This window comes from Epilithonimonas mollis, assembly GCF_900142325.1.
Taxonomy (GTDB): Bacteria; Bacteroidota; Bacteroidia; order Flavobacteriales; family Weeksellaceae; genus Epilithonimonas; species Epilithonimonas mollis.
This window is the reverse complement of record NZ_FRAM01000003.1, coordinates 1-25,851: the sequence shown is the minus strand read 5'-3', so window position 1 is coordinate 25,851 and position 25,851 is coordinate 1. Positions and strand designations below refer to the sequence as shown.

Annotated in this window: 16 protein-coding genes; 9 read left to right on the top strand and 7 right to left on the bottom strand. The window is 38.5% G+C overall.

Features of this window, described 5'->3' with window-relative positions; translation table 11 throughout:
- Nucleotides 1-55: 55 nt before the first annotated feature.
- Complete coding sequence (locus tag BUA97_RS12420) at nucleotides 56-1,195, top strand: site-specific integrase (protein WP_072998698.1); 1,140 nt, start codon at nucleotides 56-58, stop codon at nucleotides 1,193-1,195.
- Between the two features lie 183 nt (nucleotides 1,196-1,378).
- The gene (locus BUA97_RS12415) at nucleotides 1,379-1,663 is read left to right on the top strand and encodes a helix-turn-helix transcriptional regulator (protein ID WP_072998695.1); all 285 of its coding nucleotides are present in this window, start codon (nucleotides 1,379-1,381) and stop codon (nucleotides 1,661-1,663) included.
- A gap of 374 nt (nucleotides 1,664-2,037) precedes the next feature.
- On the opposite strand, the gene BUA97_RS12410 is transcribed toward BUA97_RS12415, so the two are convergent.
- From BUA97_RS12410 to BUA97_RS12400, 3 genes are all read right to left on the bottom strand, one after another.
- On the bottom strand, nucleotides 2,038-2,367 hold the full coding sequence (locus tag BUA97_RS12410; protein ID WP_221405661.1) for a hypothetical protein: 330 nt from the start codon (nucleotides 2,365-2,367) through the stop codon (nucleotides 2,038-2,040).
- Nucleotides 2,368-2,391: 24 nt separating this feature from the next.
- Complete coding sequence (locus BUA97_RS12405) at nucleotides 2,392-2,652, bottom strand: helix-turn-helix domain-containing protein (protein ID WP_072998693.1); 261 nt, start codon at nucleotides 2,650-2,652, stop codon at nucleotides 2,392-2,394.
- 463 nt (nucleotides 2,653-3,115) lie between these two features.
- Nucleotides 3,116-5,710: a glycosyl hydrolase 115 family protein gene (locus tag BUA97_RS12400; protein ID WP_072998690.1), complete on the bottom strand. Its 2,595-nt coding sequence runs from the start codon at nucleotides 5,708-5,710 to the stop codon at nucleotides 3,116-3,118.
- 449 nt (nucleotides 5,711-6,159) lie between these two features.
- Here BUA97_RS12400 and BUA97_RS12395 point away from each other — a divergent pair, with 449 nt between their 5' ends.
- Complete coding sequence (locus BUA97_RS12395; protein WP_084081330.1) at nucleotides 6,160-9,108, top strand: glycosyl hydrolase 115 family protein; 2,949 nt, start codon at nucleotides 6,160-6,162, stop codon at nucleotides 9,106-9,108.
- A gap of 608 nt (nucleotides 9,109-9,716) precedes the next feature.
- Nucleotides 9,717-11,723: a BCCT family transporter gene (locus BUA97_RS12390; protein WP_072998688.1), complete on the top strand. Its 2,007-nt coding sequence runs from the start codon at nucleotides 9,717-9,719 to the stop codon at nucleotides 11,721-11,723.
- Nucleotides 11,724-11,921: 198 nt separating this feature from the next.
- On the opposite strand, the gene BUA97_RS12385 is transcribed toward BUA97_RS12390, so the two are convergent.
- Nucleotides 11,922-13,211, bottom strand: a complete 1,290-nt coding sequence (locus tag BUA97_RS12385; RefSeq protein ID WP_072998686.1) for a DUF389 domain-containing protein — start codon at nucleotides 13,209-13,211, stop codon at nucleotides 11,922-11,924.
- Nucleotides 13,212-13,217: 6 nt separating this feature from the next.
- On the bottom strand, nucleotides 13,218-14,543 hold the full coding sequence (gene nhaA / locus BUA97_RS12380) for a Na+/H+ antiporter NhaA (protein ID WP_072999384.1): 1,326 nt from the start codon (nucleotides 14,541-14,543) through the stop codon (nucleotides 13,218-13,220).
- A 229-nt stretch (nucleotides 14,544-14,772) separates the two neighbouring features.
- On the opposite strand from nhaA, the gene BUA97_RS12375 reads away from it, so the two are divergent.
- From BUA97_RS12375 to BUA97_RS12350, 5 genes are all read left to right on the top strand, one after another.
- Nucleotides 14,773-16,509 (top strand): APC family permease, encoded by a 1,737-nt coding sequence (locus tag BUA97_RS12375; protein WP_072998683.1) that lies wholly within the window; start codon nucleotides 14,773-14,775, stop codon nucleotides 16,507-16,509.
- Nucleotides 16,510-17,056: 547 nt separating this feature from the next.
- The gene (locus BUA97_RS12365) at nucleotides 17,057-18,145 is read left to right on the top strand and encodes an efflux RND transporter periplasmic adaptor subunit (protein ID WP_072998678.1); all 1,089 of its coding nucleotides are present in this window, start codon (nucleotides 17,057-17,059) and stop codon (nucleotides 18,143-18,145) included.
- A gap of 17 nt (nucleotides 18,146-18,162) precedes the next feature.
- A complete protein-coding gene (locus BUA97_RS12360; RefSeq protein ID WP_072998675.1) occupies nucleotides 18,163-21,279 on the top strand; it encodes an efflux RND transporter permease subunit in 3,117 nt (1,038 codons plus the stop codon).
- Nucleotides 21,266-22,714, top strand: a complete 1,449-nt coding sequence (locus tag BUA97_RS12355) for a TolC family protein (RefSeq protein ID WP_072999382.1) — start codon at nucleotides 21,266-21,268, stop codon at nucleotides 22,712-22,714. Before BUA97_RS12360 ends, BUA97_RS12355 begins: the two co-directional genes overlap by 14 nt.
- A 213-nt stretch (nucleotides 22,715-22,927) precedes the next feature.
- Nucleotides 22,928-23,695, top strand: a complete 768-nt coding sequence (locus BUA97_RS12350; RefSeq protein WP_072999380.1) for a 4-hydroxy-tetrahydrodipicolinate reductase — start codon at nucleotides 22,928-22,930, stop codon at nucleotides 23,693-23,695.
- Nucleotides 23,696-23,703: 8 nt separating this feature from the next.
- Here the strand turns inward: BUA97_RS12350 and BUA97_RS12345 are convergent, their stop codons facing one another.
- Together BUA97_RS12345 and BUA97_RS12340 are read right to left on the bottom strand one after the other, a co-directional pair.
- The gene (locus BUA97_RS12345; RefSeq protein WP_072998672.1) at nucleotides 23,704-24,144 is read right to left on the bottom strand and encodes a DUF305 domain-containing protein; all 441 of its coding nucleotides are present in this window, start codon (nucleotides 24,142-24,144) and stop codon (nucleotides 23,704-23,706) included.
- A 153-nt stretch (nucleotides 24,145-24,297) separates the two neighbouring features.
- Nucleotides 24,298-25,851, bottom strand: a 1,554-nt coding sequence (locus BUA97_RS12340) for an MFS transporter (RefSeq protein ID WP_072998670.1), incomplete at its 5' end; no start/stop codon positions are given.

Here is a 25,851-nt window from a genome sequence, read left to right as displayed (position 1 = left end):
ACTTCGGGCTATCAAAATAGTGAAAAGTAGTACAAAGTAGTACAAATCCAAAATTATGAAAATATCACTTAGTCAAAGAAAATTGAAAGATGGAAGAATCAGTCTGTCGATTGAGTTTTATCGCGGTTCCGAAATTACTGAAGACGGAAAAAGAAAACATCTGAGAAGCTTTGAGAATCTAGATTCTTATTTAATTTCAGATCCAAAAACTGCAAAAGAAAAAAAAGAAAATAAAGAAGCTTTAGAATTTGCAGAAAACGTACTTGCAATTAGAAAAGCTGAATACGCGCAAGGGAGATTTGAATTAAAAAATACTGCAAAATCAAAAAGGGTATTTCTAAATTTTTTTGCTGAACTGACAGAAGAAAAGCAAAAGCAAGATACTTCTAATAATTACGGTAACTGGTTTTCTACACTACAACATCTCAAAAAGATTGTTCCAAAAAATATGACTTTCGAAGAAATTGATGAAAGTTTCGTCAAGAAAGTTCACCGATATTTCGAAAAAGACGCTCTTACAAAAAGTGAGCTACCACTTTCTCAAAATTCAAAATATTCATATTTCAACAAGTTTAAAGCTGCTCTAAGGAGTGCTTTCGATAATGGATATTTGACTATAAATTACGCATCAAAAGTCAAATCCTTTGAACAGGCTGAAAGCCAAAGAGAATACCTGATTTTTGATGAATTACAACGTTTAGCCAAAGCGGAATGTAAATATCCGGTTTTGAAAAAAGCTTTTCTTTTTTCGTGTTTATCAGGACTACGTTGGTCGGATATTAATACTTTGACCTGGAAAGAAGTTCGTGACGAAGGTGATGTTTCTAGAGTCAACTTCCGACAGGAAAAAACGGATGGTGTAGAATACCTCTATATCTCAAAACAAGCCAGGGAATTGTTGGGCGAAAGACAAGATCCGAAAGAAAGAGTTTTCAAAGGTTTGAAATATGGAATGACCTACAATACTGAAATTATTCGCTGGTGCAATCGAGCTGCAGTTCCTAAGCATATTACTTTTCACTCAGCGAGACATACGAACGCCGTTCTGTTGTTAGAAAATGGTGCAGATATTTACACGGTTTCCAAAAGACTGGGACATCGGGAATTAAGAACAACACAGATTTACGCAAAAATTGTGGATAGCAAAATGAAGGAAGCTGCTGAGATTATTCCGGAATTAAATATCGAGTTATGAAAATCCGTTTTCTATTTTTAAACTCAATGAAAATCGCTATTTAATCCAGATTAATCTTTTTTAATCTTTTGACAGATAAAATCAATCCAGAGTATTCTTATTTAGCCCACAAGCTACAGATAGTCTTTTATTTATGGTTATTATTGTTGACTTTTGTTTCGTTAAGTCAATTAAAAGAAACAGATGGAAAATAACGAAATCATTATTCACAAGCTCAACCGAATTGAAAAGCATATTTTCGGGCTCAAAGCAATTCTTAATGTAGAAGAGCTTTCGGATTACACAGGGTTCAAGAAATCCTATATCTACAAATTGGTTCATACCAACTCTATCCCATTTTCAAAACCTTCCGGAAAAATTCTATTCTTTGAACGAAAAAAAATTGACGAATGGTTGCTGAAAAACAGTCATAAATCAAATGACGAGATCCAACAAGAAGCAATAGAATTTTCTTTAGGCAAAAAATAAAAACAGCTTTGTCCTTTACTTTTTTATTGTTTGGTAAAGCTAGGAGAGTGAGGGATTTGTGCCCATTTCTCATCGCTTTATGGATAAGATTTTCGCTGTTGCATCTCTGTGAATGGCCTCAAATAGGACATTGGCAAAAAAGTGGTAAAATCCTAATTTAAATTTTACGTAGTAAAGCTAAAAATTTCTGCTCAAATCTGCAAGTAAAAAGGCTAAAAATTGAACAGGTTATTTAGAGTTCAAAGCAAGAAATATAATCCTTCTCTTTGCACCTTAAAATTTCAAGTTAAAATATCGGAGATAAAAAATAAATGTTTTGTATGAAACAATATTTTATGCGATTTCATGCTAGGAAAAATGTTATATAAGACTAATTAATCGCTAAAATCCTGTTTTTCAAATGTCCTTAGTTCAAGTGATAAGTCCACCATTATAACCTGGCTTCCTACAAATGGATTGTATGAGGGTAGATAAATGATATAGCCAGAAGCGTGCAGATTCTTAAGGCATTTATGATAAGTTGCCTTTGAATGGATTTTACTAATCCGCATTACTTTGTCCCTAGAAATGCTGATGGGATTTCGGAATCGATTGAAATTCCAGAATTGGAATAGCCCCAGGTAGATACTGATATGTGTGGGTTTAAGCGTATTGTCTTGTGTGGCTTTTTCATAGAAACCTGTGAGATGTTTTATGTAGTTCATTTCTCGATATATAGGATTAGTACATTATTTATTGCCTCTCAGCATTTTTTCAATGTCTTTATAATTGTAATACAATGTTCCTCCTATACGAGTATACGTTATAGTTCCCTCATTACGCAAATTTTGCAATGTTCCGGACGAAATATTTAGAAGTTCTTTAACTTCGGAAGACCGTAACCACAGTTTTTGTTCGGAAGTTTTAATATTGAACAAATTTTTAATGTCTTTTAATAACTCATTTTTAAATTCCTGAAGATCTTCTTTCGTGATTATGTTTACTATCATGGCGTAGCTGTAATTAATTTATTTACAATTTTCTTGCAAAATTGCAGCATAAAAATTTGTAAATCAATAGCTTTAAATCAAGATGCAACGAATAATAGTAAAAGCTATTACTTTAAAATATTAGATGTATCAGAAAAGATTAAAATGGGGATATAAGAATCAAATTGTATCAGAAGGTTGGTAAAATTTAAGTTGAAATGTATATAAGACATCCGTACAAATGTAAAATATTCTTGCCTTTGGAACTTGACATGGCTTTATCAATATCATTTACTAATTAATATTGATAGTGGTTTGAACGTATCAGACAACGTTTGAAGTATTGCCTGATATGTAAAAATAACATTTCTATCGACTATAACTGTCAAATTTAGTAAACTCTTGCCAGGTGTGTTGGATCTTTTTAATGAATGTATTGCGGAATTATAAAAATATAAAATCACTTACAAAAGTTATGATGCTATTATTTCTTCTGTAATACAGATATATTATTAGCCCTTACAAAAGGCGATTCATTCATAAAAAGATAAGTTTTTTCATAACCTCCGAAATCAACAACTATTTTTTCGAATACGATTCCCGGATCCAATGGCTTGATGATTAAGGTTTGTTGTCCATCCTCGGTTTCCGGCAGTTGCAATTCGGTCTCATTGTGAACTATACGTCTTGCAACGGTAGGATAGAACACCGAGTAGATATTGGCAGGATCTTCGTTAAGATTATGATTGAAGTTGATGATTTTTTCTTCTTTTCCGAGAAAGCCTACACTGTACTGATGGCCTTTCGGGTCGTGAAATGCCAATGTGGATTTAACAATAACGTGAACTTTCACTTTATTAATACCCTTTGGAATGCTCATCTTATAAGAAAGCGAAGCATTGGTCACTTCTTTATTATAAGGCATCAAAGCAACACCGCTCAATGTTCTTCCCATGTAAGGAATCGTTGTCCAGCTTGTGGATGGAGAATTTTTAGATTCAAAATAATGTTCTGCTTCCATCACAACCACATTATTTTTGGCAGTAAAAATGTAACCTCCTGAAGTTTTATCTGAATTGATACGGTAAATTTTTGGCAAGGTATCTTTAGGAAAATTATCGTTCCAGGAAGTATAGCCAATCTTTTTCTGAATCATCATGCCGTTCCATTTTCCGCCTGACATTACATGATTATAATCGTAGCTCAGATCGGCATCTCTCTTAAAGGTAGTCTCCACCTTGTCTGCCCAGAAATTAGCTTCAGGATTATTTTCTTTGTACAGTTTGTGATTCATTGCCTGTGCATAATACATCTCATAAAGGTTGGCCATCATTTGCACCGGGTAAAGAATCAATTGTTTGTAAGAATCTTTGTATTCGGAATTTAGGCTCACATATTGGCGTAAGGCTTCTGCCTCAAGCTTGAGATATTCATCCGAAACCTGCTTCCATTCGCCGCTTTCAAGATTATAAGTTTCGGCGTCCAGCATTTCCGGAGTTACCCGCCCGTTATATTTGCTGTATAAGTTTAAAATGCGTGCGGCTTCATCTGCCTGATCGTCTCCAAATTGCTGTGCACAGAAGTCTCTGGTATGTTGCAGTAGATTGTCATTGTTATAATTTTTAGGATTCCACGCCATATTTAAAAACAGCGAAATAGGATATTCCATCGGTTTCAGATCACCTACATTCACGATCCATATTTTATCCACACCATAGTCATAAGCCAGTTGTGTCTGTTCCCAGATATTTTGAATCGGACTCACATTGATGGACTTTGAATTACGTGGTGCACCCACATAATCTACGTGATAATAAATTCCGTATCCACCCGGATGATCCTTCTCCTTTCCTCTCGGTAGACGGCGCAGATTGCCCCAATTGTCGTCGCTAAGCAGTACAATAACGTCATCAGGCGGTTTCAGTCCATTGTCGTAATATCTTTGAACCTCCTTGTACAATGCCCACATCTGAGGGGTTTTATCTGCGGATTTTTCTGTGATGTCTTTTATAATGCTCCTTTGATTGTGTATAATCTTTTCCAGTAGTTTGATGTTTTCTTCATCATTTGGAACTGTTTTATGATCTTCTCCTTCTTTTCCGCCCATTGGCGTGTCGCCGTCACCGCGCATACCGATGGTGATCAGATCTTCTGTTTTGGCAGCTCTTTGAATGCCTTCCTTAAAAAACTGATCAATATTTTTCTGATTGCTTCTGTAATCCCATTCTCCATATTCCTTTCTTTTCCTCACCCATTCCTGATGGTTTCTCGCCATTGGCTCATGATGAGAAGTCCCCATAATAATTCCCATTTTGTTGGCTGTCTCACTATTTTTGAGGTCATCAGTATAGAAACTCCAGCTCCACATGGCGGGCCACAGATAGTTGGCGCGTAAACGGAGCAGCAATTCAAAGACTCTTGCATAAAATCGGTGGTCACCGTAATCTGTGCCGTAGGTATTATGTACCCAAGTCGTTAAGCAAGGCGCTTCATCGTTCAGAAAAATACCTCTGTATTTTACCGCAGGTTCTCCGGCTGTATATTTTCCCGGTTTGATGGATAAATTTTGTTGTTTTTTAACGGGAACATCTGCCCAGTCATACCAAGGAGAAACCCCGATCTGTTCAGAGAGTTCATAAGTTCCATACACCGTTCCACGTCTGTCACTTCCGACTATTACCAATGCTTCATCTACGCCGGGCAGAGGATTATCAACAACAGTCATTATATATTTTTCGTTTTTGCCTTTCAGCTCTTTTTCGTCGATTTTCCCGTTTTTGATCAATGCTTTGATATATTTACTGCCAATGCTGCCGATGATGATCAATCTTTTAGACTGAGGATAGAACATCATTTCGGCTTGTCGTCCTGAAACTCTTTCAAAATCTTTTTGAAGATTGCTTACTGCAATTTTTACGGCAGAGTCGTCATTTTCATCGATGAGTATTTTCCCGGGAATGCCATTTTCTATCAATGGAAAGTTACCCGGTTTAAGATCATTAGAAACGATATTCTTATGATCTAATGCAAACAAATTGATAGAGAGTAGTAACAGCAGTATGGTAAAATAATTTTTCATATTAAATATTATTAAACACCAGGAATTTATTGTATTCTGAGAATCGATTATTCTGGTTTTTGTTCTTGTTGTTTCCGGAGAGAAAAATCAAAAAATCATGTTAATTTCTAATTATTTTCCCAAGTATGGAATTTTAAAACTAAGGTTTTTTTTCTTGGAAAAAAAATTAAAGCCATTATCTGAATAAGGGATTTCCGGCTTTTTTGTACGGTAATTTATGATATGTGGCGGTTGAATGTTTTTGTTGGAAACGGCTTTGTACATTTTATAATTCGTCATATGTATGATTTGACAATGATGCTTTATTTCCAAATTTTAATTTTTAACGATTCTTTCTGTTATCCTAATTCTTCATTAATTGTAAAAATTACATTTAATTTTATATATTTATCATTTAATCCGAATATGCCGCGTCTGAAACGGTAGCATAAATTCCAAAATTATCAATTATGCTTAAACAATTAACTTTTTTTGCGTTACTATTTACTGGTTTAATAATAAATGCACAAACTGCTCATCATACGCTAAGTTTACTCCCGGATTATGTACAGCATACAGCTGAAAAAGGTGCTTTTCGGATTGCAGCAAATGGAATTACGGCAAAAATAGTTGTAGATCCTGATGATTGGAAAGGCATTTTACGTGCTGCCAATGATCTGGGTGATGACGTGCGTAAAGTGACCGATGTAGCATCGCCGATAATTGCAGATGTAAAACTTGTACCAGGAGCAATTATCGTTGGAACTATCGGCAAAAGCAGACTTATAGATCAGCTAATAAATGGCGGTAAGCTGAACGTAGACGCTGTAAAAAATAAATGGGAATCTTTTGTAATCCAGACTGTCGGAGATAATCTTGTTATTGCCGGCAGCGATAAGCGCGGAACGATATATGGAATTTATGATGTTTCTGAGAAAATTGGGGTATCTCCCTGGTATTATTGGGCTGATGCTCCTGTAAAGAAAAGTACAGATCTTTATGTTAAAGCAGGTCGTTATTTACAGGAATCGCCGAAAGTGAAATACCGTGGAATCTTTATCAACGATGAAAGTCCTTCTTTTTCCGGCTGGTCCAATAAACATTTTGGCGGAATAAATTCCAAAGTATATACGCATATTTTTGAACTGTTACTTCGTTTAAAAGCTAATTACTTGTGGCCTGCAATGTGGGGAAATGCTTTTAATGAAGATGATCCGATGAGCCCTGTTCTTGCCGATGAGTACGGTATTGTAATGGGAACCTCGCATCACGAGCCGATGATGCGTTCGCAGAAAGAATATACCAAACGCAAAGATCAAATCGGGGCTTGGGATTATGTAACAAACGCTGAAAATCTAAAGAAATTCTGGACCGAAGGTCTGGAGCGGAATAAAAATTATGATAACCTGATTACAATGAGTATGCGCGGTGACGGCGACGTGGCTATGGGAAAAGGAGACGATACCGAAAATATCAAAACACTGAAACAAGTGATTGCCGACCAACGTGAGATTATCGGAAATGTGTATGGCAAAAGTCCTACAGAAGTCCCTCAGCTCTGGGCTATATTCACAGAAGTGCAGCGCTACTATGATGCCGGAATGAATGTTCCTGACGACGTGACATTGCTTTTCTGCGACAATAACTGGGGATACATTCGCCGTACCGCACCAGCCAATGAACTAAAACGTAAAGGCGGTATGGGATTATATTATCATATTGATATGAACGGCGGACCTTGGAACGACCGCTGGATCAACACAACAACAGTTCCGAAACTGCGAGAGCAATTCAGTCTGGCGTATAAAAGCGGCATCGACCGTATCTGGATCGTTAACGTGGGTGACCTAAAGCCGAAAGAAATGCCGATCGATTTTATTATGCGTTATGCCTGGAATCCCAATGCGATCTCTGCTAATCAAACTTCTGATTACATGACCGATTGGGCGACTGGAATTTTCGGAAAAGAACATGCTACAGAAATTGCAGATCTCGTATCAAAATATTCAAAATATAACCTGATGCGAAAGCCGGAAGTACAGGATCCGAATATTTTCAGTTTTGTCAATTACCATGAAGCCGAAAAGGTACAAAAGAGGTGGCAGGATCTTACCGCAAAAGCAGAAGCTTTGGAAAAGAAAATGCCGAAAGAGGCATTGGACGCTTATTATCAGCTAGTACTGTATCCGGTTAAAGCTTCAGCTGGTGTGGCAGAGATTTATCTGGTAGCAGGACGTAATAATCTTTATGCTAAACAAGGTAGAGTAAGTGCTAATGAATATGCCAATCGTGCCCGCGAACTTTTTGAGCTGGATAAAAAACTAAGCACCCGTTACAATGATTCTATTGCTGGCGGTAAATGGAAAAATATGATGAGCGACGTACATTTGGGTTACCAACACTGGTCGATGCCGAAGGAGAACAGCTTGCCTCCGCTTAATGAAGTTACACCTTTGCCAGAACCATCGTTAGGTATTGCGGTGGAAGGAAGTACAGATGCCTGGCCAGGAACACAAGGAAAAGCAGAGCTTCCCCAATTTGACATTCTTGACAAGCAGCGTTATTATATCGACATTTTTAACCGTGGAAAAGGGCTACTGAAATTTACGGTCAAAGCAGATAAACCGTGGATTAGAGTAAGTGCTACTAAAGGAACCACAGAAACAGAACAACGCATATATGTAGATATTGACTGGAAAAAAGCTCCTGAAGGTAAAGGAAGCGGCTTGATTGAAGTTAATCAAAATAGTATTAAGGTACCGGTAGTTATAAATACGTTGAAGAAAGCAGCACCTGCCAGCAAAGAAGATTTTTATGGCGGATTTTCCGGCGAGTTTTCTATCCCTGCAAATAAATTCAGCGCAAATATATCAGGTAAGCAGGCCAAATGGATAGCTTTACCTGGTTTGGGAAGAGCTGAAGCGTGTATGGGTATTTATCCTACTACAGCACCAAATTCAACTCCTGAAAATGCTCCACGACTGGAGTATAAGATTTTTCTTCCAGAGGCAGGCCCTGCAAAAGTATTGCTCGGAATTCTGCCAACCCAGGATGTTAACCCGGGTCGCGGATTAAGAATTGCGGTTTCTATTGACAACGCTGAACCTATTATCATCGATGCCAGAAAAGGCTATCATGATGAATTTAAAGAATACACGCCGGAAAACCTTGGCCGTTCAAAGATATTAAAACCGCTGCCGGATCCCGGACCGGACTATGCCCTGATTTCCCGCGGAAAACCCCGCCGTACCGAAGTGTTTGATAACCAACGTTGGCTGGATGCTACATTAGATGTCAAAACACATGGTCTACATACCCTGAAAATTTACATGATTGATCCGGAGGTTGTATTAGAACGTATCATCATAAATCCTAATGATATTTATCCAAGCTACTTCGGTGCACCTGACAAACAATAATTAAACATGACGTAGCATTTTAATAGAATTGTTCCAATGCTGCATTTTTTGTAGTAACAAATCACTGTAGCTTAAAACTCAATTTTTTTATGATAACCATGCAACATTTCTAATTAAGATTAATTTAATCATTAATCAAACTGACACTGACCTTAAAAATGTTCGACTCTTATATTTAGATTAAAACAAGGCCACTGAGAAAGTTACCCGTTTGGCTTTTTGTTACCTTAAAGAGCGTATCTTCGAACATTTTCATCGATGATTTTGTTTAATGCAATCAGCATTGGAATAGTAGGTCATTAATTGCCTGTATCGGTCTATTACCAGCAATAGAATAAATATGGAGACATTTAAAAAAGATCTTAGAAGAATATTAGACATTAAATAATCCTGTTAATAAATTTGAAATACTTTATTTAAACATTTGCTAGCAGATATAGATAATATGCAAAGTATTTTTTTTATCTTATGAATCCAGCTATTCAGTCGTTTACCTGAAGATTATTTGAAATACAAGATAAAAATTGTTATTCTATTCAAATGGGCTGCAATTTGCATCGTACCGAAAAATATTTTACCTTTTTGTATTCTAAAATTACGGTATTAAGATGAACAAAATAAGAAGCACCCTAAAACAGGGAATTACCACTCCAAGTTTGATCTTTATCATTGGTGTCTGCCTCATATCGGCAATATATCCAAGTGCCACTGAGGATTTATTGAGTACTGTCAAAAATTTTATCTTCATCAATCTCAATTGGGTATATGTCTGGTCTGTCACCTTGTTTGTCATATTCCTGATATATATTATGGCCAGCAAATACGGTAATATCAGGCTTGGCAGCAACGACAGTCAACCCAACTACAACTTCTTCTCCTGGATGTCGATGCTTTTTGCGGCAGGAATGGGTATTGGTCTGATGTATTTCAGCGTTGCCGAGCCTATGCAGCATTATTCCAATCCCATATTTTCTTCTATGTCGACCGTTCAGAGGGCTCAAAATGCACAGTTATACACTTTTTTTCACTGGGGCATTCATGCGTGGGCGATTTATGGCGTTGTGGGGCTGGCACTGGCATATTTCTCATACCGGTATCGACTGCCTTTATCCCTGCGCAGTTGTTTTTACCCACTGCTTAAAGATAAGATCAAAGGGAAGTGGGGAAATATTATTGATATCTTTGCGTTGTGCAGCACATTTTTCGGGATTACGACAACACTGGGATTTGGCGTCGTTCAAATCAACTCAGGACTTGTAACATTAAACGTCTTACCGGAAAACAGTTTTCCATACCAGGTTCTTATTGTGGCTGTTTTGGTTTTGCTGGCTATCTTTTCTGCGGTATCCGGATTGGATAAAGGGGTCAGGATTCTCAGTAATATTAATATTATTGCGGTAGTTGCCCTGCTGTTATTTGTACTTATGCTTGGACCAACGGTTTACCTGATCGGCAGTTTTACTGAAGGGATAGGAACGTATATCAACAGTTTTTTCAGCCTTACTTTCAATACGCATGTCTATGAGGAAAATACCCAGAGCTGGTTTCATGACTGGACGATATTATACTGGGCATGGTGGATTTCGTGGTCTCCGTATGTCGGGCTGTTCATTGCAAGGATCTCTAAAGGAAGGACCATCAGAGAGTTTGTCGCTGCCGTACTGATTTTACCTACGCTTTTCAATTTTATATGGATGTCGGTATTCGGAAACAGCGCTATATGGTTTGATATGAATACAGCCAACGGTTATTTAAGTAAAATGGCTAATGATCCTGACGGACTTATGTTTCAGTTTCTTGAATATCTCCCTCTGACCAAGTTGATCAGTTTCCTTGTGATCGGTATCATCATTATTTTCTTCGTAACGTCTGCGGACAGTGGAATCTTTGTCATGAACAGCATTGCGACAAAAAATGCAAGGATCTCACCTAAATGGCAGACTGCAGGGTGGGGCGTGCTATTGGCAGTCCTGGCCCTGATGCTTCTTAATGCAGGAGGCCTGGAGGCCCTTCAAAGTATGACCCTGATAACGGCTCTGCCTTTTTCAATTATAATGATATTATTTATTGTAAGTCTTACCAAAGCACTTGTTATTGACAAAGGCTATTATGAAAAAGACTTTTCATCCACTACGATTCCATGGTCCGGAGAGCACTGGAGAGAACGGCTGCGACAAATTGTATCATTCAATGATGCAGAATCTACGGAGCTGTATATCAAAACTACGGTCCAGCAGGCCTTCCAGGAGTTAGGGGAAGAATTTTCAAAAAACGGCATCGATGCCAAAATCAATTTGCACAACATTCCGGAAAGTATTGAAGTTGAGATAAAATATGATGTTATCAATAACTTTAAATACGGGGTGAAAAAAGAATCAAAAATGATTTCGGAATATCTTTTAGATGAAGAGAACCTGCCGAATTCCGAAGAAGGGGTTGTCTATTATCCGAAATCGTACTTCGGTGATAGCAGGGAAGGGTATGACATTAAACTTTTTACTAAGAACGAATTGATCTCAGATGTATTGAAACATTATGAACGTTTCATCGAGATTGTCTCTGAAGAAAAGAATACGATGTTTATCAGCAGTGATGCCAATCACAGATTTAAATAAAAGATCATTGCCGGTTTGTTTCCGATGAATTGACGGATTAAAACATCAGTTTCTCATTATTAACAGGTGGAAAGATCTTTAAAGGAAGTTATTAGAAAATCAGGTACTATGACAAATATTTTTTTGAAAGTAGGGAAGGAATATTGAATTTGATGCTCCTTACATCTAATTTTTTTTGTGACATTTGTTATCTTCATATTATTCAGCATTGGAACTAATAATTCTTATATTTTTCTCGTGAATCCTTTTTTGCAGCCATTGCATGAGCTGATCCCGGTCAACATCCTTACCGGAATAAAATAAAGTAAACTGCAGTCTTGCGCTGTCTGTCCTCGGATATTGCTCGATTTTTCCGTAAGAAATATCACCAATGGCAGGATAAAGGATCTTTATTTCTTGAATAAGTGTTGAATCTGTCACTTTATAGCTGTCCAGTTCCTGTCTGAGCTTAGAAATAGCAATGTCTTTTTCCGAAATGTTATTATCAAACTTATTGATCTCATTTAAGATTTCAGACTTAATATCGGTATCATTCTGACGTATGCTAAGCTTTGTATCTGCAAGACCATTATCTGCAAGCATTTTATTAAAAGAGATTATTTCATTATCTGTAAACTTTTTGTTGAGAAAAGCAAGGTCAATCGTTTTAGGGCTTGAGTTATAATTGATCTTCTTGTAAATAACCGTATAACCGTTATTTTCAAATTCCTTCTGGACAAACTGCTCAGCCGTCTTCGTAAACTTCTTTTCTTTATATAGGTTATAAGCCAGATAAAAGCTTGGTACAATCATAACGATGATCAGGATAGAGATCCCGTACCTGATTCTTTTCTCATATTTGTTATCAATAATAGAAGATGGGTATTGCAGAAACTTTACCACGAAAAATGTAGCAATACAAATAAAGAAGCAATTGATGGTATAAAGGTAAAAAGCCCCGAAAAAAAATGAAAAATTGAAAGTTGCCAGACCAAAACCTGCGGTACATAGCGGCGGCATTAAAGCGGTGGCAATGGCAACGCCGGGAATCGGATTTCCCTTTTCAACCCTTGTGATAGCAATCACGCCCACTAATCCACCAAAAAATGCGATGAGAACATCATAGATATTGGGCGCTGTTCTTGCCAGAAGTTCTGACTGTACATCTTTAAACGGACTGACATAAAAGTAGATCGCAGATACTGTAAGACTTACAAAAGTGGCGATCAGAAGATTTTTAAATGACTTCTTCAGCAATGAAAAATTGTAGGTTCCAAGAGCAAACCCGGCTCCGACGATCGGTCCCATTAACGGAGAAATAAGCATCGCACCGATAATTACCGCCGTAGAATTAACGTTTAGACCAATTGAAGCAATAATAATCGCACATGCCAGGATCCACAGATTTGAACCCCGGAAAGAAATGTTGGAAACAACATTTTCAAGAACCTTGTCCTTTTTTTCTTCACCATTGTGAAGGTTGATAAAATTGAAGATATTTCTAATCATCTGTATCTATTTTGCAGATCGGTTGAGAATAATATATCCTATAGCTCCACCGATGAGTGATGCAGCAAATATACCGATTTTTGCCTGGGTCTGGTATTCTTCATGGCTAAAGGCGAGTGAGGTCACAAATAATGACATGGTAAATCCAATGGAAGCTAAAAACCCGAGTCCCAGAAGATTCTTAATTGTAATGCCATCAGGTACTTTTGCGATCTTCAGTTTGATAAAAAGAATACTGAATCCTAAAATTCCCAGTACTTTACCAATGAGAAGACCTAAAGCGGTACCTAATGCGATATTATTGTCAAAAAGACTTTCCATATCAATGCTTAAAGAAATTCCGGCATTGGCTATGGCAAAGATGGGAATAATGAGAAATGACACGGCAGGGTGCATGGCATGTTCCAATCTTTGTAATGGAGGAGTAGCAGCCAGGGTCGCTTCGTTCATTTTTTCAAGGACATGAAGTTGTTCATTGGTAAGCGTCGGTGTATTTTCGGTCGGATCAATATTTTTAAATCGTTCCAGATAGGAATTGATTTTCGCAATAAAAAGATTTTCTCTGATCTTAACATCCGCAGGAATCGTGAAGGCAGCCAGTACAGCAGCTATCGTTGCATGCACTCCCGAAACGAGAAAGCAGGTCCAGACTCCGCCAATTCCGAGCACAGCATAAAAAATAATGGATCTTACACCAAGCTTGTTCCCTAAATACATTAAAGCAAGGATGATAAGTCCTGCCAATAAAAACATCATATTGATTTCCGCGGTATAGAAAAATGCAATGACTAGCACCGCACCCAGGTCGTCGACAATAGCCAGAGCTGTGAGAAAAACTTTGAGCGCAAGAGGAATCTTTTTCCCTAACAGGTAAAGGACGCCCAATGCAAAGGCGATATCGGTTGCCATAGGTATTCCCCAACCTCTATGGGGTTCGCCAGAAGGATTAAAAAGCAGATAGATAAGTGCAGGCATAACCATACCGCCAACAGCAGCTACAATGGGCAAAAGAGCCTTTCTTACATTGGAAAGCTCCCCTCCAATAATTTCTCTTTTCAGTTCCAGCCCGACGACGAAGAAAAATATCGACATCAGTCCGTCATTGATCCAATGGTGGATATTATAGTCGAAGTAGGTCTGATCGTTCCATCTAAAACCGAAAGACTGTCCGAGAATCTCATGATAGGCATGAGAGAGTGGTGTATTAGCCAGGATCAAAGCAATGATCACACTGATTCCCAACAGAAGACCTCCTGATTTTTCCTGTTGAATAAACCGTTGCATAGGGTGCACGATCTTATCGATCGGTTTCTGGTTATAACCGTTACTCATTATTGAATTTTTAAATGCGCCTAAATTTACGGCTTTCATAACTTTTCCCCAACTAAAAACGTTTCCAGTAAAGTTATCAGGATAGTTTCACAGTAATACAGCGTTGGAGGAGATGTTGATTTTTAGAACATTGTCTGATAAAATTTAAGCATAAATTTTAAAATAAAAAATAGCTTTGACTGTAAATTAATTTATAATATTACACCTCTAAAACAAGAAATCAACAAAAATGTCGACAAAAAAACTTGGTGAATGGTATGCCACTGCCATCTGTGGAAACGATATCACTTCTTCCTGTTTGTATGTTTCTGCACTGGCTATTGTTGCAGCAGGGCAGTATGCCTGGATCGCTCTTCTGCTCGTTGCAGCAGTACTTTATCTTTTCAGAAAGATCTACGGTGAGGTGGTCGGTGCTCTTCCTCTTAATGGTGGTGCTTATAATGTATTGCTAAACACGACATCAAAAAGCAATGCATCCGTCGCAGCTTGTCTTACGATTCTGTCATATATGGCTACCGCAGTGATCTCTTCCAGTGAAGCGATGCATTATCTTCATCACATTTTGCCCTACTTCAACGTCAATATTGCTACGTTTGTTCTTCTGCTAATATTTTTAGGACTGACGATTCTGGGAATCTCTGAGAGTGCGGTCGTTGCGCTGGTTATTTTCATCTTTCATCTCACGACAATGGCTCTGCTCATTGGTTCGTGCTTCTATTTTGTTTTTGAGAATGGCCTTTCTATATTGATCGAGAATTTTCACCTTCCCGTTCGAAATGGCAGTATAATGACGGCTATCTTTTTTGGCTTTTCCGCAGCGATGTTAGGTATATCAGGTTTTGAAAGCTCATCCAATTTCGTAGAGGAACAGAAAAGGGGCGTATTTGCAAAAACACTGAGAAATATGTGGATCGCCGTATCCATCCTGAATCCACTTATCGCATTCCTTGCCATTTGCATTATTCCAATCTCTGACGTTCAATCCCATCAGAATTCTTTTCTGAGCTATGTAGGAACACTTACCGGAGGCAAGTGGCTGGCAACCATTATTTCGATCAATGCGGTATCTGTTTTAAGCGGTGCCGTTCTTACTTCTTTTGTTGGTGTAAACGGACTCATTAAAAGGATGACCCTGGACAGAATACTTCCCAATTATTTCCTGAAGGAAAATAAAAGAGGGAGCACCTACAGGATCCTGATTTTGTTTTTTCTTCTTTGCTGTTCAGTCCTTTTGGTGACTCGTGGTCAGCTTGGGCCTTTGGCAGCGGTCTATGCTTTGTCGTTTCTTACCGTAATGGCTTCTTTTGCTTTGGGTAATATTCTCTTAAAGCTGAGACGCTCCCGTCTTCCACGGCCCGAAAGTGCGAGGCCGGGCGCTGTGGTCATCGCCTTATTTGCAATTATAATTGCTTTGTACGGTAATATTAAAACCAAGCCTCAGTATCTCGTCACTTTTCTCCAATATTTTATTCCCTCTGTACTTATTATTCTCGCGATGCTGATGAGGAAAGATATCATGCATTTTGTAGTTAATATGCTGGAATCCGTATCCCGCGGATATAAAAAATACACCGTCACAAGACAGCGCTTCCTGAACCGAAAACTTAAAAAACTCTATGAGCAGAATTTCGTATTCTTCTCAAAAGGTGACGATATCGCAACCTTAAATAAGGTGATGATGTATCTTCATGAGAATGAAGTAACCAATAAAATGAAGATTGTAACAGTCCTTGAAAAGGAGCAGATCCCTGACCCGAAGTTCCTTGCAGATTTTGAAGTTTTGGACCGGGCTTACCCGGATGTTGACATGGAATATATTACCTTGGTTGGTAAATTCACGCCGGAACTGGTAGAAGATCTCAGCAACAAATGGAACATTCCTAAGAACTTCATGTTTATCAGCAGCCCTGGCGACCGGTTCAGTTATAGAGTGGATGAACTGGGAGGTGTACGATTGGTATTATAACACCAGTGGAACTTTTTATTAATAAATTATGTGTACGCTTTAACAAAAATTTGTAATTTTTAGTAAATATTTAACACTGCTTAAAAAAAGATTAAAAACCAAAGGGGCTATCTTTGTATGTGCCACATATGATAGTGTGGAATTTTCAAAAATTTCTGTAGATAATGGTATTTAGGTCATCCGTATTTATATACATTCTTACAATCTTTACTCTTGTTAATTCGAAATGGACCAAAATGTCTATTGCGAATATTTTGACGACCCAACATTGTACACAGAAAGGTTTTAATAATTGTTCTAAATCTTATAAAAATGTAAAAGCGCTGCCCGTTTGCGGTAAAAATTTCTCTAAGTTTTTAAGCTCAGCGGATATTGATGGAGATTATGAAAGTTCCACAAACGAGCATTTTGAAATCTGTGAGGTTTTTCCTCCTGCTTCTACTAAACCAATTTATAGTTTTTTTACTTCTTATCTCCATTTACTGCAACTTTTCTGAGAATTACTAAATGTTAATGTTTAATCAAGTTTAGTAATCAAAAATTTTCAATGAAAACAAAAAGTCTCATATGGTGCAGTCTTGCATTGATATGCACATGGTCATGTGGTAAAAACCATCAGAATAAAAATAAAAGCACTAAAGAAGTTCCTGTTTATGTCGTAAAGCAGAAAGATACTTTGGTAACCAATCAGTTTGTAACCGATATTCAGGCTAAAAGAAATGTTGAAATACGTTCCCGGCTGAGTGGCATCATTCAGAAGATATACGTCAACGAAGGTCAATTCGTAAGAAAAGGACAGCCATTATTTAAGATCAATGATGCCGAGCTTCAGGTTGAATTGCTGAAGGCAACTGCAAGCCTGAAACAAGCTACGGCCGATGTTCGTATTGCAGAAGTAGAACAGAAGCAGGTCCAAAGTCTGCACAGCAAAAAATTTGTTGCCGATAATGAATTGGAGCTTGCCAAAGCCAAACTTTCTTCTGCAAGGGCAAAATATGCGTTTGCAGATGCCGAAAGAAAAGCAGTGTTGCAAAAGATCGATTTTTCAACCATCAAAGCTCCTTTTGACGGTGTTCTTGATATTATCCCGCATAAAGACGGCAGTCTTGTGACCAACGGAACATTGCTTACTACCTTATCGCAGCTCGATGAAGTCTATGCTTATTTTTCGATTCCGGAAAATCAGTATTTTGAACTGTTGGCTCATGACAAATTGGGAAAGCATCAGAAAATCGAATTGACATTACCTAATGGTGCAGCTTATCAATTTAGCGGCACTTTGAAGTCGGCTGAAAGTGAGATCGACCGGGCAACGGGTTCCATTCGCTATAAAGTTCTGTTTCCCAATCCTAATCATTTGATCAAACACGGTGCGTCCGGAAAACTTTCTATTTCGGAAGTTCAGAATAATGCCATGATGATCCCTCAGAAAGCAACATTTTCCATTCAGGATAAAACCTACATTTTCAAAGTGGATAAGAACAACAAAGTGAAGATGACCAACATAGAGGTCAAAACGGCTCTGAAAGATTCATACGTCGTGGAAAGCGGCCTCAAAAAAGGAGATTTGATTATTTACGAAGGCACGCAATCGCTGAAAGACGGAGATCAGATCACAATCAAAAACAGACTTTAATTCTTAAATAATCAATCATGGTAGAAATGTTTATAAAGCGAAAGGTTCTTTCGCTCGTGATTTCCATTGTCTTTGTTTTGGTAGGAATTATGGCCTTAATGAAGATGCCGATCACCCAATTTCCAGATATCGTTCCGCCTTCGGTAACGGTGACGGCCAAATATACCGGAGCGAATGCCGAGGTGTCTGCAGATGCAGTGGCACTGCCTTTAGAACGTGCCATCAATGGCGTTCCGGGAATGACCTATATGTCCACAGTGACTTCCAATGACGGTTTGACGTTGATCCAGGTGTTCTTCGAGGTAGGAACGGATCCAGATCTGGCGGCAGTCAATGTTCAGAACAGGGTAACCACCATTCTGGATGAATTGCCGGAAGAGGTGATCAGAGCCGGGGTTACCACCGAAAAAGAAGTGAACAGTATGTTGATGTATCTCAACATCACCAGTACAGACCCGAGCCAGGATGAACAGTTTATTTACAACTTTACAGACATCAATGTTCTTCAGGAACTGAAACGTCTGGATGGAGTAGGCCGTGCTGAAATCATGGGGCAGAAAGAATATTCGATGCGGGTCTGGCTTGACCCTCAGAAAATGGCAGCGTATAATATTTCGGCGGATGAAGTAGTAAATTCTCTTCAGAAGCAGAATATTTCCGCAGCTCCCGGAAAAGTTGGGGAATCATCCGGTAAAAAGGCCGGTCAACTTCAATATGTTGTAAAATACAAAGGTAAATTTTTTGAGCCTAAACAGTACGAAGAAATTCCGGTCAGGGCCGATGAAGAAGGAACGATCTTAAAGCTGAAAGATATTGCCAAAGTAGAATTTGGGGCAATGACGTATGGAATGGTTTCAAAGACCGACGGAAGGCCTTCCGCATCGATCATGTTGAAGCAGAGACCTGGATCAAATGCTTCGGAAGTCATCCAGAATGTAAAGGATAAGATGGCCGAGCTGAAAATGAATTCTTTTCCTCCGGGAATGGATTACAATATGGCGTATGATGTTTCGAGATTCCTCGACGCTTCTATCAGTGCGGTATTACATACTCTATTGGAAGCCTTTATTCTGGTAGCTATTGTCGTATTTCTTTTCCTTCAGGATTGGCGTTCTACATTGATTCCTGTTCTGGCAGTTCCTGTGGCATTGGTCGGAACGTTTGCATTTATGGATATGCTTGATTTTTCCGTGAATTTATTAACGCTTTTTGCCTTGGTTTTAGCCATCGGAATTGTCGTTGATAATGCGATTGTCGTTGTCGAGGCAGTCCACGTTAAAATGGAAGAAGGTTTTCCGCCTTACCAGGCTACGGTCATTGCGACAAAAGAGATTGCAGGAGCTGTGGTGGCAATTACGTTGGTGATGTCGGCGGTATTTATTCCGGTGGCATTCCTGGATGGTCCGGTCGGAGTTTTTTACCGACAGTTTTCATTAACGCTGGCGATAAGCATTGTGATTTCCGGTATCAATGCATTAACATTGACTCCAGCTTTATGTGCTTTGATTTTAAAACCTCATAATCACGATAAAAAGAAAAGTTTTATTGATAAATTCTTCAATAAATTCAATATTTTACTGGAAAAAGTAACCAACGGATATGTGAACATCTTATCAAAATTTGCTACAAGAACAATCGTCACTTTCGGACTCCTGTTCTTATTTGTTTTCCTGATCGGATTGACTTCGAAATTTTTGCCCTCAGGCTTTATCCCGATGGAAGACCAGGGAATGGCCTATGTGAGCGTCACAACTCCGCAAGGTGCGACGGTTGAGCGAACGGAAAAAGTCTTGGATGAAATTACGTCGATTGCCAAAAAAATTGAAGGCGTAGAAAACGTGACGACTTTGGCTGGGTACAGTGTGGTGACAGAAATTGCCGGTTCGTCCTACGGTATGGCAATGATCAATCTTAGAGACTGGAAAGAAAGAAATAAGTCTGTTGATGATTTTATTAAAGAACTTACTGAAAAAACAAAAGGAATCTCCGATGCCGAAATTGAAGTCTTTGCACCACCTACCGTTCCGGGATTTGGTAATACAAGTGGTTTTGAACTCCGGCTTCTCGACAGGACAGGCGGAAGTATCGAAAATATGGATAAGATCACTAAAGATTTTGTCAAAAAACTGAATGAAGCACCCGAACTGAAAAACAGCTTCACAAGTTTTGATGCCACTTTCCCGCAATACATGATCAATATCGATTATGATATGGCCGCCAAGAAAGGAATCTCGGTGGATAATGCGATGTCAACTTTGCAGACGATGCTCGGTTCTTATTATGCCACCAATTTTATCCGATTCAGGCAGATGTACAAAGTAATGGTTCAGGCAAGCCCGGAATACCGTGAAACGCCGGAAAGTATTCTGAACTTATACTTAAAAAATGACAAAGGCGAAATGGTTCCCTTCTCAACGTTCATTACCATTGAAAGAGTTTATGGACCGGAAGTTTTAACCCGTTATAATATGTATATGTCTGCAATGATTAATGGTGAACCCTCCGAAGGATACAGTTCCGGGAATGCCATTGCAGCGGTTGAAAAAGTCGCTGAACAAAGCCTTCCAAAAGGTTTTGAGATCGAATGGTCGGGAATGACACGAGAAGAGATTTTATCGGGTAATCAGACCATTTATATCTTTATTGTCTGTCTGGTTTTCGTCTATCTTTTATTGTCTGCTCAATACGAAAGTTTTCTTTTACCACTGCCGGTTTTACTGAGTTTACCCACCGGGATTTTCGGTTCTTATATTGCGTTGCTGGTTTGCGGATTAGATAACAATATTTACGCACAGGTCGCCTTGGTCATGCTGATAGGATTGCTTGCTAAAAATGCCATCCTGATTGTAGAATTTGCTGTTGCCAGTCATAAAGATGGAAATGACATTATTCCCGCAGCAATTGAAGGCGCAAAACAACGTCTCCGTCCGATCCTAATGACATCCTTTGCATTTATTGCAGGTTTGATTCCGCTGTGTGTCGCTTCCGGAGCAGGAGCTATCGGAAACCGTTCGATCGGAACCGCGGCCGCAGGCGGAATGTTAATCGGAACCGTTTTCGGACTGATTATTATTCCGGGATTATATATTTTTTTCGCAACCCTTGAAAACAGAAAGAAGAATGAAACCAAATAAATTAAAATTTGCAGTCTGGAGTACAGCCGCACTGGCAGTAACGTCTTGCGCTGTTCCAAAAGTAACCGCCATAAAAGAAGTAAAAGAAACGCCTGAATTACAAAACTCGGAAACCATCGCAACCAGGGGAGATTTTACCGGAATTGATCTGAAGACCTATTTCACAGACCAGAATCTTCTGAAACTTTTTGAACAGGTAAAAGAGGCGAATCCGGATTTTAAAATTGCGCAACAACGTGTTGATATGGCCAACAGTTTTCTTAAACGTTCAAGGACGGAGCTGCTTCCGTCCCTGGATGTCGGAGCGATTGTTTCGGGCGACCGTTACGGAAAATATACGATGGAAGGAGTTGGGAATTATGATACCAATCTTTCCTCAAACATCACCGAACAGCAGATGATCAATACGGATTTTACACCGAATTACTGGATGGGCGCAAGAAGCAGGTGGGAAATCGATGCCTGGGGAAAGCTGAAAAACAAAAAGCTTTCTGCTCAGAATAAATTTCTGGCTTCGGAAGAAGGTTTAAAACTGATCCAGATTGATCTGTTTACCGATATTGCTAATCTGTACTATGATCTGATTGCTTTGGACAAACGTCTGAAAATTTATCAGGACAATTACAATTTGCAGAAAAGGGCTTTTGAAATCATTAAGGCTCAGCGTGAAGTAGGGAAAGTTACCGAGCTTGCCGTTCAGCAGTTTAAGGCTCAGAACAACAACTGGCTGGCAGAAATCGAACACATAAAAGTCGAAATTGTAACGGTAAAACAAGCTATTGCAACTTTGACAGGAGTCTATGGCGGTGAAATTGAAAGAGGTTCGACTCTTTTGCCAACCAATTTTGAGATTTTGAATAAGAATATCAATGTGGATGCAGTCATTCATTCGAGGCCGGATGTGGTTTCTAATTACTATACATTGCAGGCTTCACATGCTGATGCAAAAGCAGCAAGAGCCGCATTTTATCCCAGGATTGATCTGGGTGCGACCTTCGGATTAAATTCTTTTTCAGCGGAAACATTTTTTAAGCCGGCTTCTTTGGCAGGCCAGCTTTTAGGCGGATTGATGGTTCCTGTTTTCAACAAAGGACAATTGAGATACGAATTCAATATTGCCAACAATGAGCAGGAAATTGCTTTTTTAAATTATCAGAAAAGTGTGACGACGGCTTTTAACGAACTTCAGTCTATTTTGAAACAGACCAAAATATTTCATCGCGTTCTGGATTTAAAAGAAGAGGAAGTGCAATTTCTTGATAAAGGAATTGAAGTTTCTAATGATTTGTACATTACAGGTTACGCCAATTATTTTGAATTGATCAATGCTCAGAAAAGCAAGCTTCAGGCAGAGCTGGATCTGCTTAAATTCCAGCATGAAAATACGAGGAATAATGTATTGCTGTTTAAAGCTTTAGGAGGCAGGTTGCAATAAACCCTTAAATTCTAATATTTAATCGATAATATTTGGACAGTTTTTTTTAGTCATCAATTACTTACTTCAAACATGTTGACTTAAATATCTCAGATTCAGTTTGGAGAACCTGGTTAAAATATTTTTTGTAAATTACTTATCATCTAAATGACTAACAGGGCATGGTTCGCTGTTTTGAAACAGATCAATTGTCCATTTAAATTATATATGATTATGAAAATAGGTCTTATAGGTTTTGGAAAAGCCGGGAAAGCCGTAGCTAATGTAATTCTTGGCAGTAAAGACTTTTCCTTAGAGTGGGTGCTGAAAAACAATGCAGAGCCGGGATTGTCAACAGCCAAAGAAGCTTTGAATATAGAAGCTGATGACGCAAGTATTATTTATTCGAGATCAGAGATGGAGATGGATCGATTTTTTGAGATGTATCCAGTTGATATCCTTGTAGATTTTTCAGATGCTGAAAGTATTTTGCAGTACGGAAGCTCAGCCGCGCGTCACGGAGTCAAGATCATCTCTGCCATCTCGCATTATCACGACGATCAGATTGCCTTTTTAAAGCAACTTGCTAAAACTACAACGGTATTCTGGTCTCCCAATATCACTTTAGGTGTCAATTACCTTTTGTTCGCCGCCTCACTGTTGAAAAATATTGCCCCTGATGTCGATATCGAATTAATAGAAGAGCACTTTAAAGCCAAATCTGGTGTGTCAGGCACTGCCGTGAGAATTGCCGAAACGTTAGACTTGGAGACCGAATCGATCAATTCGGTCCGTGCAGGAGGGATTGTTGGAAAACACGAGGTCATCTTCGGATTTCCTTACCAAACCGTAAGACTTGTCCATGAGTCAATATCGAGAGAAGCCTTTGGCAGCGGAGCGTTGTTTGTAGCGGAGAATCTAAAAGACAAAAGAGAGGGCTTTTATAATTTTGAGGACATACTTCGCCCTTATTTCTTCTCCCAGGCCAGCTCGTTATCTTAAATTATAAATTAGCGTAATCTCTTGATTATTCTGTTCATCTCATCAATTTCCCTTTGTTGCGATAGGATGATGCTGTCAGCCAGTTTTCTGACCTCAGGATCTTTGATGTCTGCATTTCTGCTGGTCATAATAGCAGAGGAATGGTGAGGGATCATGGCTTTGAGATATTGTTCATCGCCAATAGGGATCTGTTTTCTAATACCAGTAAGAGTAATTATGAAAACCAGAGCTGAAACTACGATTATAATGTTGTTGTATTTTTTGTTGGTATACATTTTTCCCATCATTACAATCATTAAAATCGCCATAGGGCTTACCATTATCAGTGCCATATATATTCTGGTCAGACTGGTATAATAATCATTGATGGAATTCATATTTAAGAACATCATCAGATACATCAGAACAGCTGAAATAGCTAAAGTGATCAATAATTTTTTGTAGCTCATAAGTTTTGATTTGAATTAATTACAGCAAATAGCAGACCTCGGCTATAATTATTCGTGATCAGCAAGCTCTAGAGTTTTATAAAGAATGTATTGATTTAATTTTAATTTCTAATAAATAAACAGCTTGCGCGGCAAAGTATATGATTATCATAATCAATAAGGCATCTGATTCTTCTTTAGCTTTAAGGACACTTTTTTGATCTGTGGTAAAATGATCAGGATAATAATTACTAAAATAACTCCAATCAGCATCAAAGTATAATAATCACGCGTTGCACGGGCCAATATCTGCTGCACGACCATTTTATTAAAATAAGCAGCCGAGATAGTCTTTGAAGTATACAAATCGTTACCTGTTGTCGCATATTGCTTTTGAATATCCAGTAATGTAACAGGTAACTGCGGATTGGTTTCTGTTATTGTTTCCCTCACTTTTTCCCTGACGGCAGACTTTGTAAATAATTGAAGTTCGTTGCTGAATGCCAGACCTGCAGTAAAACCAATGAACCTCGCCAATATTCCTACTAATGATGCATTAACCGCAATTGAAGGAGGGGCTGATGAATTTGTAAATGAGACTATCGGAACAAACAGAACGCCTGTTGCAACGCCATACATAAACAGAGGTAGTATAAAATCACTGGTTTCACCATGTATTGAAACAAATTGTATCATATAAACGTAGTACACTGCCATTACTACAAAACCCAAAATGATGATCTTAACGAGATTAAACCCCATCAATACAAACCTTGAGGTGACGAACATACTTATAACAGTTCCCATGATCACAGCCATCCATATTGGAACAGTACTGAGTGGATCAGTACCAAGAATAACTTCCAGATAGCCGTAAGCAAGTCCGTTACTGCCTTTGAAAATGTAGAACGTAATAAGCATTAATAGTCCGATGATGAAATTCTTTGTCCTGAAAATCTGTAAGTTGATCAATGGTCGTTTAAGTTTCAATTCTCTAATGATGAAAAGTGAAAGAATAATTAGATTGATTACACTAAGAGTGGTGATTAATGAACTACCAAACCATCCCAATTGTCTTCCGTAGACCATAATATATCCGAATACTAATATCAATGATGCGTATAAAACATATCCTATCAGATCCAATTGATACAGTGGCATCTTTTTGGTAAATCTTGCTTTACTATTCATTGTTAGTAATACAGCGAATGTCAGAATAATGAGTATTACGGTGTACCCGTAGAATAACCAGTTGAAATCAAAGAAATGAAGCACTATACTTGTATAGATAGAATATAGTGGTGCAGCGATCTGTATACTTCCGTAAAGGATACTATATGCAATAACCCGGGCATGCATCGAATGTAACCTCGGAAAAATCAACAGCAAGACGATACCGGACATCAAAGCGCAAGTGATTCCTTGTACAAACTGGCATACCATAAACAAGGCATAATCTTTGAAATGAAAACAGATCAAGGAACATATTGCGTTCAGTGCGATTGCTGTCAGCAGATATTTCCTTGCCTCAAAATATTTTACGATACGGACATCAAGCGCCAGAAAAGCGACCGTCGAGCCATACAAGACTACCATTCCAAATTGTACATCAGAGGATTGGATCCCATAATAACCCATCGCTGCAACCGGACTGCTGTAAAAAGCGAAACTAAACAGACAGGTCATCAGAATGGCAAATATGACGGATCTCGCTACCCAATCGGATAC

Excerpts from the sequence above, each read along its gene's own strand:
- BUA97_RS12355 (WP_072999382.1), top strand. The coding sequence starts at position 21,266 with ATGAAACCAAATAAATTAAAATTTGCAGTCTGGAGTACAGCCGCACTG.
- BUA97_RS12400 (WP_072998690.1), bottom strand. The coding sequence starts at position 5,710 with ATGAAAAATTATTTTACCATACTGCTGTTACTACTCTCTATCAATTTG.
- BUA97_RS12420 (WP_072998698.1), top strand. The coding sequence starts at position 56 with ATGAAAATATCACTTAGTCAAAGAAAATTGAAAGATGGAAGAATCAGT.
- BUA97_RS12365 (WP_072998678.1), top strand. The coding sequence starts at position 17,057 with ATGAAAACAAAAAGTCTCATATGGTGCAGTCTTGCATTGATATGCACA.
- BUA97_RS12390 (WP_072998688.1), top strand. The coding sequence starts at position 9,717 with ATGAACAAAATAAGAAGCACCCTAAAACAGGGAATTACCACTCCAAGT.
- BUA97_RS12410 (WP_221405661.1), bottom strand. The coding sequence starts at position 2,367 with ATGAACTACATAAAACATCTCACAGGTTTCTATGAAAAAGCCACACAA.
- BUA97_RS12415 (WP_072998695.1), top strand. The coding sequence starts at position 1,379 with ATGGAAAATAACGAAATCATTATTCACAAGCTCAACCGAATTGAAAAG.
- BUA97_RS12350 (WP_072999380.1), top strand. The coding sequence starts at position 22,928 with ATGAAAATAGGTCTTATAGGTTTTGGAAAAGCCGGGAAAGCCGTAGCT.
- BUA97_RS12385 (WP_072998686.1), bottom strand. The coding sequence starts at position 13,211 with ATGATTAGAAATATCTTCAATTTTATCAACCTTCACAATGGTGAAGAA.
- BUA97_RS12345 (WP_072998672.1), bottom strand. The coding sequence starts at position 24,144 with ATGAGCTACAAAAAATTATTGATCACTTTAGCTATTTCAGCTGTTCTG.
- nhaA (WP_072999384.1), bottom strand. The coding sequence starts at position 14,543 with ATGAGTAACGGTTATAACCAGAAACCGATCGATAAGATCGTGCACCCT.
- BUA97_RS12375 (WP_072998683.1), top strand. The coding sequence starts at position 14,773 with ATGTCGACAAAAAAACTTGGTGAATGGTATGCCACTGCCATCTGTGGA.
- BUA97_RS12405 (WP_072998693.1), bottom strand. The coding sequence starts at position 2,652 with ATGATAGTAAACATAATCACGAAAGAAGATCTTCAGGAATTTAAAAAT.
- BUA97_RS12395 (WP_084081330.1), top strand. The coding sequence starts at position 6,160 with ATGCTTAAACAATTAACTTTTTTTGCGTTACTATTTACTGGTTTAATA.
- BUA97_RS12360 (WP_072998675.1), top strand. The coding sequence starts at position 18,163 with ATGGTAGAAATGTTTATAAAGCGAAAGGTTCTTTCGCTCGTGATTTCC.